Raw genomic sequence first — 8533 nt, 5'->3', positions numbered from 1 at the left:
CGGGACGGCTAAAGCCACCCCGTGTCCGAAGCCGATTCATCCCCCACTTTACACTTCGTAAGAAGTGGGGGATGAATCGGCTATTTTAGATAAAAATATGATTGAGTAAAAAATAGGATTTTCCCATTTGGCAAAATAAGCGCCACGGTAAATAGACATGATGATAGCGTAAAAAACAGCAAGCACCATTATAACCATCGATTCAATTTCTTTTGTCTGTGCCCATTGAATATCATAGGCTGAACTGATAATCATATTGAGTATAGTTAAAGTTAACACGATTGCAAAAGCATGATGGCCATATTTATAACGCATAAATTTTTGGTATTCATCTAAATATTTCATTGTCTTATCTCTCCCAGAATAATTCATCAAGTGTGGTATTTAGTACTTTACAGATGCGTATACATAGTTTAATCGACGGGTTATAATCTCCCCGCTCAATCGCACTGATAGTCTGACGCGTCACATCGACTGCATCGGCCAGGTCTTTCTGAGACATGTCCAGACGGACTCTCGCAGCCTTCATTTTCAAGTTTTTTGCCATAGTTATCCTCCGAAGCGTCTTCTATTACTTACTTAATGTATACTATATCATACATAAAGACAGATAAAAAGGACTATCCGAGAAGATAGTCCTTAGGTTGTATTCAATCTTTAGTGACGTAGCCACTCTCATTTAAATAGTCTACAGTAAATTGTTTCAGTTCGTCGAATGGATCATCAGAGGTAGTAATCTTCAGGATGAAGTCGACCCCCTCATTAGTTGGAAAAGCTGTCCGATACCCATTTATTTTCAGAAACAGGTCCATTGCAACCCATGCTGTTCGCTTGTTTCCATTATAGAATGGGTGTCGTTTGGTTAAATTGATGACCAGTATGGCGGCTTTTTCTAATACGCCGGGATAGAGCTCTTTATCAAATACTACCTGTTTAGGTTGAGTCACAGACATTTGAAGAGCACTTGCATCTTTGACTCCTATAGGTTCTTTTGGAGAAAAAGTCTTGATGACGTATACATTGATTTTTATGATGTCTTCAGCTGTTAAGTAGTTCATCATTTCTCTACCAGTTCTTCAAGTAATTCATGATATTGCGCCACACTTTCTTCTATCAGAGAATCGATATCATGTTTTTCGACTTTTTTTCTCATTGTGACGGTACCTTTAGTGTCTACAATATATTCAATTTTATCGCCTGTTTCCAGTTCCAATGCATCTTTGACTTCTTTTGGGACTGTAGTAATGTCGCTGTTCCCGGATTTTCTCAGTTTATAGCTTCCCGCATTGGTCACTCCATCATTATAAAACATCGTATCCCTCCTAGTCATTTATATATTAAACATACTAGAATATATACATTAAGTCAATGTATATGTTATTAAAAAAATATATACTATTGCGAATGTGTCTTAAACATTATTACATGATATATTAAGAACAGTTAGTTCAAAAATTCAACTTATAATATATGATGATTTACGGTTAGAAAAGTTATAGACGGACTTATTATGATAAGATAATATCAGGACACAACATCCGTTGACAGGAGGGGAAACAATGGCAGATCATATAAAGATAGCTATAGTTGACGACGAAGATATTCAAGTTGATACAATGACCTCTCTAATTAAAGAGGCTGCAGCGGGATTGAGCTTATCTGTCAGTCTTATTGATTTTTCCAGTGGTGAAGCTTTTCTGTTCGCACTCGAAGACCATCCCGATCTGGATATGGTCTTTCTCGTCGTATAGGAAAGTATAAGATTTTAATGTGGATAAGAGTTGACGTGACAAGGATAGTTTGGGTACAGTGAAACTATATTAAACGGTAAAGGTTTGATTATATGAAAGATAAACTTCGTATTCATATGGATCAACTAAAAGCAATCTTCCTTGATAATCACAATTGGGAAAGATTCAAAAAGAAACATAAGAAAAAGATTCGGCCAATCGTTATTAGAGAGGTAGAAAAGTTTTTGCACTGTGGCGATTTATTGAATGGTTTTCGCGTGTTTAAGTGCGAAGCTTGTCCTAACGTGCAGAGATTCCCTATTCGATGCAAGGGAAAGTTTTGTCCAACCTGTGCGGTTGGTGAAGCACAAAAGTGGGCAGAGGTTCAAGCAAACGATATGTATCACACCATGCATAGACATGTCATCCTAACAATAGATGAAGGGTTGCGTCCGATTTTCGCGCATCATCAGTATCGAGAAACTTTGTTAAAGGGATTGATGGATGAAGCCGCTAAGGTTGTCACAAACTGTTTTCGTAAACAAGAAGCTGGAGCTATCGTCGCTTTGCATACCTTCGGATCAAAGTTAGAATTCAATCCGCATGTCCATCTTTTAGTAACGATGGGTGGCATTACAAAAGATGGGAAATGGGAAGAGTATAATTTTTTACCCTTTGTAAAATTACGCAAGGTTTGGCAGACAGTGGTTTTAAAATTGATTCGACGCACATTGTCGCAACGAGCGAAAGCGAAAGTGCAACCCTTGCTTCAAGCTGCCTTCAAAAATAATCCGGACGGATTCTACATCCATGCGCCAAATCAAAGTCGAACAGATGTAAAAGCTACTCTAAGCTACATTGGTCGGTATATGAAGCGAGGACCAATCGCCTTACATCGCATAAAAATGTATGATGGAGAGCTTGTGGCCTTTGCTTATCAAGATAAGCGTGATGGCGAGTGGAAGATAGAAGAACTTTCTGTAGAGGATTTTATTGGACGATTGATTCGTCATATTCCCGATGACCAATTTAAAATGATTCGTCACTATGGCATCTATTCTCGTCGAACAAAGAAGGTCATGAAAAAAGTTGTTGAACATTTCCAAAAAGAGATAAAACGATTATTGATAAATGCGCAAAAGATAATAAAAGGAAAAAAGTGGCGAGAGCAAATAAAAGAAACCTTTGATAGGGATCCATTGGAATGTTCGGAATGCGGGAACTACTTAGAGTTCAGAGGGATAGCTGTGCGCAAAAACGGAAGTTTAGAAGTGGCATATGCGAACGATAAAGAAGCACACCAATACATACGACGGGAGATTGATAAAATTGAATCAAAGGCGTATAAAGTTAAGAAAAAAGAAGCAACGAGAGAAGCTATTAAGGAATATGGGTTCAGTTGGGACGCACTCGCAAAAGCAATCGAAAGAAAACAACATAGCATTTATCTGCCAGAAGTGTAAAGTAACAGAAAAAATACCAAAAGATGTCGTCAAACAATTAGATTTTATGGATAGTGGAGATCCGATGGATCCCCCACGATTCAGTTGCGAACAATGTGATGGTTCAATGGTCCCTTTGTATTATGAAGGGTTACAAGGAATCACTTATGACAATAGGCACCTCAAAAGAAAAAGCTAAGCGGGAACTAAAAGGGCTCGGGCTTTGCCCGAGCTTTTTTTAATATTGAAATGAATGAGACGGATGGACTAGAAGTAGCAAAAAAGATCAGGCAAACGGATAAGGACCTGACTATAGTCTTTGCTACAGCTTATGCTGAGTATGCTGTTCAAGGGTATGATGTACAGGCGCTGGATTATCTATTAAAGCCGATCGAGTTAGATAAGGTCAAACGTGTGCTTAAGAGGCATTTGGATAGACAGCCGACCATAATAGAAAAAGTCACCCTCGAGTCTCAAGGAGAAGTAGTCAAATTAGCCTTAGATGATATTCTCTACGTGGAAGTTAATCGGAGGGAATGTGAGATACATACTTTGAATGGACCAGTAACAGTCAGTCGGACATTGAAAGAATTGTCAGAAGAACTTAGCGACAACTTTATACAGACTCACAGGAGTTACCTAGTCAATGTCAGCCACATGAACCGTCTGCTAAAAACAGATATTGAACTGTCAAATGGAGTAGTAGTGCCAGTTTCCAGAAGGTTGGTCAAACAGGTTCAAGAACGGTTCGTCACGCATAACAAAGGGGCAGTGTTTTATGATGACTAATGGGATATGGCTGATGATTGTGGGGAGTATACTGATTATCTGTGCTGCAGTGATTTATAGAATGAAAACAGCACTTGATTTTTACCGTGTTCAAGAACAGGAACTGGATCAGTATGCCGTGGAAGTGGAGACCATCTACAGCCAGATGAGAGGAATCCGTCATGATTACCGTAATCATCTTCAAGTAATGAATACATTGATGAGAGACAGGCGCTTTGACGATTTGGACGCCTATATCAAGCAGTTGAACAATGAATTGAATCAGGTGGACACGATTATTCAGACAGGCAATACGATGATCGATGCCATCGTAAATACAAAACTGACAGCTGCGAAGAATCCAGGAGTGGAGCTGGATGCAACAGCCATCGCGCCTAAAGAACTAGTTATCGAACATGTCGATTTAGCGGTCATTTTAGGGAATCTACTTAATAACGCTATTGAAGCAACAACCAAATCAGGGCCAGCTAACGAAGATACGTTTATCCGTTTATACATTGCCCCAATGAAACACACCTTGTACATAAGTGTCACGAACACCATGACTGAAAACCCTAAACCTGCTTTCCTTTCCTTAAAAGGTGTAAACAGACGGGGCTATGGCCTATTGCGAATTGACCAGGCTGTTAATAAGTACCAAGGAATAGTGAACCGTAAGTGGGAAGAAGGGGTGTTTGCAACAGAAGTCACCTTGCCTTTAAACAACCATTCGTAACACAATTAGAACCACTCATACACTTCTGGCAAAGAAGTGTATTTTTTTAGGTAAGATAGCTGTGAGGTGATAGAGATGAAGGAAAAGATAAGACATTCAAAACTTTTAATTAAAGAGCTGTACGAGTTTAAGCCTACCATGTTGTTAGCCATTATGTTTGCAACTGTATTTAATGTAGCCTTGCCATTGCTGCAATTACTTTTATCAGCATTTGTTATCCAATGGCTTCTGGAAGGTATTTCTATTGGAGATTACTTGTTAAGATTGCTTTTGTTAATCGTTCCTATAGGAATCGCTCAAATGGGCAACTATTATTTTATGCTATACCAGGAAGAGAACATGAATCATTTTAGAGATTTTATGAGAAATAAAATTGAGACGAAATATTTAAAGTTGGATTATCCTTTAATTATAGGAAAAGAAGCGCAGGAAAGATACAACAATGCCAGTGAATTAACTGATAACAATACGACACTTTTTGGCCGATTAGTAACAGAAATTATTGAATTATGCAGTTCATTTCTAGGGGTAGTTCTGTATATCAATATATTAAGTCAATTAGAATCTCTGTTTCTTGTTTTAGTGGGTGTGTTTCTGCTCATTGTTGTCTTCTTCAACGTATGGCAAGTGAAGGTGGACCGCAAACTATTTCAAGCGAAAGCAGCCAATTCTCAAAAATTACGTTACTTGAGAAAAGTATATGGGGAATCCCGTATCACTAAAGATGTCCGTATTTTCCAGATGAAAGACTGGTTCAAGCAGATTGAAGATAAAACGATTGCGGAATACCACCGGATCATCAAACCGAAAGTAAGGTTGACATGGACAGAAAGCACCTTGGTAAATGTAGGGATTATCGGTCTATCCGCCTTATCTTATATTAGAAGTGTTCAATTGATTGCGGCGGGAGCTATTCCGGTTTCTAGCTTTGTCATCTTTGCCGGGTCTGTTACAATCCTGGCTCAAACCATCATGACCTTAGTCAATGCTATAGGTAAAATGAATACGAGTTTAAATGAGACGAAAAAATATGATGACTTTATGTCTCAGGGTCAAGTATTTAACCATGAAGAAGGCAGATCTTTGCCAAAAGAACCCTTATCCATCGAATTAAAAAATGTCTCCTATACTTATCCGAATAATGATACACCAACGATAAACAATGTATCTTTAACCATTAAACCTTACGAAAATTTAGCTATAGTAGGAGAAAATGGGGCTGGGAAATCGACGCTGACTAATTTAATTGCCGGTTTGCTTAAACCGGATAGTGGGGAAATTTATATTAACGGAATAGCTCAGAGTGAGTTTAATATATCAGACTATTATGCTTTATTTGCGCCTGTATTTCAGGAGAAATTTTTATTGACCTATTCCATTAAAGAGACGGTCATTCAAGGTTTGCCCTTTGATGAACTAAAGTATAATCGTGTCTTGAAACAAAGTGGCTTGACTGACATCATTTCAAAATTCAAATTGAGAGACGAGACAAAAATTGTGCGCGCCGTTTATCCAGATGGAGTGAATTTGTCTGGAGGGCAGTTACAAAAACTGAAACTGGCTCAAGCCTTATATAAAGACGCACGCGTTCTCTTGCTTGATGAACCGACAGCTGCTTTGGATCCCATCGCCGAACATCAGATTTATCAAGATTACTTCCAGTTTTCTAAAGATAAGTTGTCTATCTTTATTTCTCATCGACTATCCTCTACCCGTTTTTGTGACCGAATCATTTATATCAAAAATGGAGAAATAACAGAAGTCGGAACGCACGAAGAGCTAATGGCTGAACAAAAAGATTACTTTAAGCTCTATGAAGCGCAAGCCTACTATTATAAACATGATAAGGGTGAAAAAGAGGAAAATGACGACGAACCAGTAGTATCAGGAGGTGTTATTTAATGGAAAAGTTGACCGTATATAAACGTGCCTTCAAAGATTTGTTTAAAATAGGTAAAACCTACTATATTCTGTTCTTTATCGAATCATTGGCGAGATACAGTTTGCCTTTTATCGGCTACATCTATATGACCCAGATTGTGGATGCTTTGACAAGAAATGACATGACCCGCATCCCTTCTTTAATCGTGCAGTATTTGGCCATCTTGTTGGTGCTGCAACTGATTTCTGGATGGATAGACCCACTAGTCACTCATGAGGATTCTCTGTTTTTAAGAAAACTCTTTGCTGAACCAAACAAAAAGATGTTAACTATGCATTACCATTATGCGGAAAGTTCCGAAGTAAGAGAAGAATTAGATATCATCAACCGAAATATGATGAGCAGCCAATCTTCTCTCCCGATGATTAATGTCCGTATAAAAGAAATGATGCCTGGATTAGTCAGTATAATATGGGGAGTTATCTTACTCACTCCGTTATTTAGAGTAGACACCGGCTTACTGCCAGACGGATTCTGGTGGATGCGTCCGAGTCTTATTATTAGTGTCTTCCTTCTACTGATTGGAATTAGTGTATGGATTCAAATCTCGTCATCCAAAAAATCAGGAGAATTGCTAAAAGCCCTTTTAGCAGAATTAAAAGAATCCAATGCACGATTTTTCTATGAAGATGGCATTCTTCAAGACTTTAAGTCTGGAAAAGAAATGCGTCTTTACGATTTAACTGAAAAAATGATCGAGAATAAAAAAGCTGAGTCTAAACAGACAGGAAAGTTACTGTCTGAAAACTATAAACGCTTTAGAGCCATGATGGTTCCAACTACTGGTTTATTCCAAGTTATGACTTATTTGACCTATGCCTATATCGGGGTGCTCGTTTTAATTGGCGCTCTACCTGTTGCTTTGATTATTCAACTTTCCAGCGCACTCAGTCAAATGGTTTCTGCTTTACCCGATGTCATTCAGCATGGTATGATGCTCATTTCTTCACCGGATGAATTAGAGCAGTATTATGCATTCATGGACTTGCCAGATGAAGAGGTCATCGGCAGTTTACCTATAGAAAAAAGGTTAGATAATGATTATAATTTTGTAGTAAAGAATATGAGTTTTTCTTATCCCGGCTCAGATGAAACAGTCTTAAAGAACATCACTGAAAGGTTTGAAGTTGGTAAAAAGTACGCCATAGTTGGAGAAAACGGATCAGGGAAAACAACCTTCATTAAGCTGCTCACTCGTTTATATGAACCGAGTGAAGGGACAATAAAAATGAATAGAATCGATGCCCATAAGTATGATTTAAGAGAGTACTTCAATCTGTTTGGGGTCGTCTTCCAGGATTACCATCTAGTCGGGTTTTCATTGGGACAAAACGTCTCTGTTAAACCCTATTTTGATAGAGAGAAAGTGTTGTCTACATTAGATAAAGTCGGTCTCGGGAACTTTGTCAGAAAACTACCTGATCATTTAGACACTCACCTAGGTACGGAATTTGATGATTCTGGGGTGAACGTATCAGGAGGACAGGAACAGAAACTAGCGATTGCCCGCTCTTTATACAAAGACTCCCCTGTCATGATTCTGGATGAACCGACTGCTGCTCTAGATCCTCTGACCGAGTTCGAAATCTATCAAAATTTCGATAACTTAGTAAAGGATAAGACAGCTTTCTATATTTCCCACAGACTTTCAAGCTCCAAGTTCTGTGATGAAATCCTAGTATTCGACAAAGGTAAAATTGTTCAAAGAGGGACTCATAAAGAACTGGTTGATCAAGAAGGCAAATACAGTGAGCTTTGGAATGCTCAGGCTCAGTATTATCAGTGATAATTATTATCATTGTAAGCCTGGTAGAAGGAACATTGAAAAGAACAGTAACGCATTCTACTGTAATTTAAACGTATCTGCTAGACATTGAAAATGATGATACGTTTACTCTTCTGAAACCTGTAAATT

At 38.3% G+C, this 8533-nt stretch carries 10 protein-coding genes; 6 read left to right on the top strand and 4 right to left on the bottom strand.

Annotated elements, in window-relative coordinates; all coding sequences use genetic code 11:
* Positions 1-48: 48 nt before the first annotated feature.
* The 4 genes from ABFX15_RS02545 to ABFX15_RS02530 all read right to left on the bottom strand — a co-directional run bounded on the left by ABFX15_RS02545 (position 49) and on the right by ABFX15_RS02530 (position 1312).
* Positions 49-345 (bottom strand): hypothetical protein, encoded by a 297-nt coding sequence (locus tag ABFX15_RS02545; RefSeq protein ID WP_346023957.1) that lies wholly within the window; start codon positions 343-345, stop codon positions 49-51.
* Positions 346-349: 4 nt separating this feature from the next.
* Complete coding sequence (locus ABFX15_RS02540; protein ID WP_346023956.1) at positions 350-547, bottom strand: helix-turn-helix transcriptional regulator; 198 nt, start codon at positions 545-547, stop codon at positions 350-352.
* Between the two features lie 103 nt (positions 548-650).
* Complete coding sequence (locus ABFX15_RS02535; protein WP_346023955.1) at positions 651-1058, bottom strand: type II toxin-antitoxin system death-on-curing family toxin; 408 nt, start codon at positions 1056-1058, stop codon at positions 651-653.
* On the bottom strand, positions 1058-1312 hold the full coding sequence (locus ABFX15_RS02530) for an AbrB/MazE/SpoVT family DNA-binding domain-containing protein (protein ID WP_346023954.1): 255 nt from the start codon (positions 1310-1312) through the stop codon (positions 1058-1060). Before ABFX15_RS02530 ends, ABFX15_RS02535 begins: the two co-directional genes overlap by 1 nt.
* A gap of 247 nt (positions 1313-1559) precedes the next feature.
* Here ABFX15_RS02530 and ABFX15_RS02525 point away from each other — a divergent pair, with 247 nt between their 5' ends.
* The 6 genes from ABFX15_RS02525 to ABFX15_RS02500 all read left to right on the top strand — a co-directional run bounded on the left by ABFX15_RS02525 (position 1560) and on the right by ABFX15_RS02500 (position 8404).
* Positions 1560-1751, top strand: a complete 192-nt coding sequence (locus ABFX15_RS02525; protein ID WP_346023953.1) for a hypothetical protein — start codon at positions 1560-1562, stop codon at positions 1749-1751.
* 110 nt (positions 1752-1861) lie between these two features.
* On the top strand, positions 1862-3193 hold the full coding sequence (locus ABFX15_RS02520) for an IS91 family transposase (RefSeq protein ID WP_425549070.1): 1332 nt from the start codon (positions 1862-1864) through the stop codon (positions 3191-3193).
* A 222-nt stretch (positions 3194-3415) separates the two neighbouring features.
* Positions 3416-3961 (top strand): LytR/AlgR family response regulator transcription factor, encoded by a 546-nt coding sequence (locus tag ABFX15_RS02515; RefSeq protein WP_346023958.1) that lies wholly within the window; start codon positions 3416-3418, stop codon positions 3959-3961.
* Positions 3951-4676, top strand: coding sequence for a sensor histidine kinase (locus tag ABFX15_RS02510; RefSeq protein ID WP_346023952.1), 726 nt, complete (start codon positions 3951-3953; stop codon positions 4674-4676). Before ABFX15_RS02515 ends, ABFX15_RS02510 begins: the two co-directional genes overlap by 11 nt.
* A gap of 75 nt (positions 4677-4751) precedes the next feature.
* Positions 4752-6578 (top strand): ABC transporter ATP-binding protein, encoded by a 1827-nt coding sequence (locus ABFX15_RS02505; protein ID WP_346023951.1) that lies wholly within the window; start codon positions 4752-4754, stop codon positions 6576-6578.
* The gene (locus ABFX15_RS02500; protein ID WP_346023950.1) at positions 6578-8404 is read left to right on the top strand and encodes an ABC transporter ATP-binding protein; all 1827 of its coding nucleotides are present in this window, start codon (positions 6578-6580) and stop codon (positions 8402-8404) included. Before ABFX15_RS02505 ends, ABFX15_RS02500 begins: the two co-directional genes overlap by 1 nt.
* Positions 8405-8533: the final 129 nt, after the last annotated feature.

Source organism: Alkalibacterium indicireducens, assembly GCF_039522005.1.
Classification (GTDB): Bacteria; Bacillota; Bacilli; order Lactobacillales; family Carnobacteriaceae_A; genus Alkalibacterium; species Alkalibacterium indicireducens.
This window is presented reverse-complemented; position numbering and strand designations above follow the sequence as displayed.

Coding starts and splice junctions, on each gene's coding strand:
- ABFX15_RS02530 (WP_346023954.1), bottom strand. CDS start 1,312: ATGTTTTATAATGATGGAGTGACCAATGCGGGAAGCTATAAACTGAGA.
- ABFX15_RS02525 (WP_346023953.1), top strand. CDS start 1,560: ATGGCAGATCATATAAAGATAGCTATAGTTGACGACGAAGATATTCAA.
- ABFX15_RS02545 (WP_346023957.1), bottom strand. CDS start 345: ATGAAATATTTAGATGAATACCAAAAATTTATGCGTTATAAATATGGC.
- ABFX15_RS02535 (WP_346023955.1), bottom strand. CDS start 1,058: ATGAACTACTTAACAGCTGAAGACATCATAAAAATCAATGTATACGTC.
- ABFX15_RS02500 (WP_346023950.1), top strand. CDS start 6,578: ATGGAAAAGTTGACCGTATATAAACGTGCCTTCAAAGATTTGTTTAAA.
- ABFX15_RS02510 (WP_346023952.1), top strand. CDS start 3,951: ATGATGACTAATGGGATATGGCTGATGATTGTGGGGAGTATACTGATT.
- ABFX15_RS02505 (WP_346023951.1), top strand. CDS start 4,752: ATGAAGGAAAAGATAAGACATTCAAAACTTTTAATTAAAGAGCTGTAC.
- ABFX15_RS02540 (WP_346023956.1), bottom strand. CDS start 547: ATGGCAAAAAACTTGAAAATGAAGGCTGCGAGAGTCCGTCTGGACATG.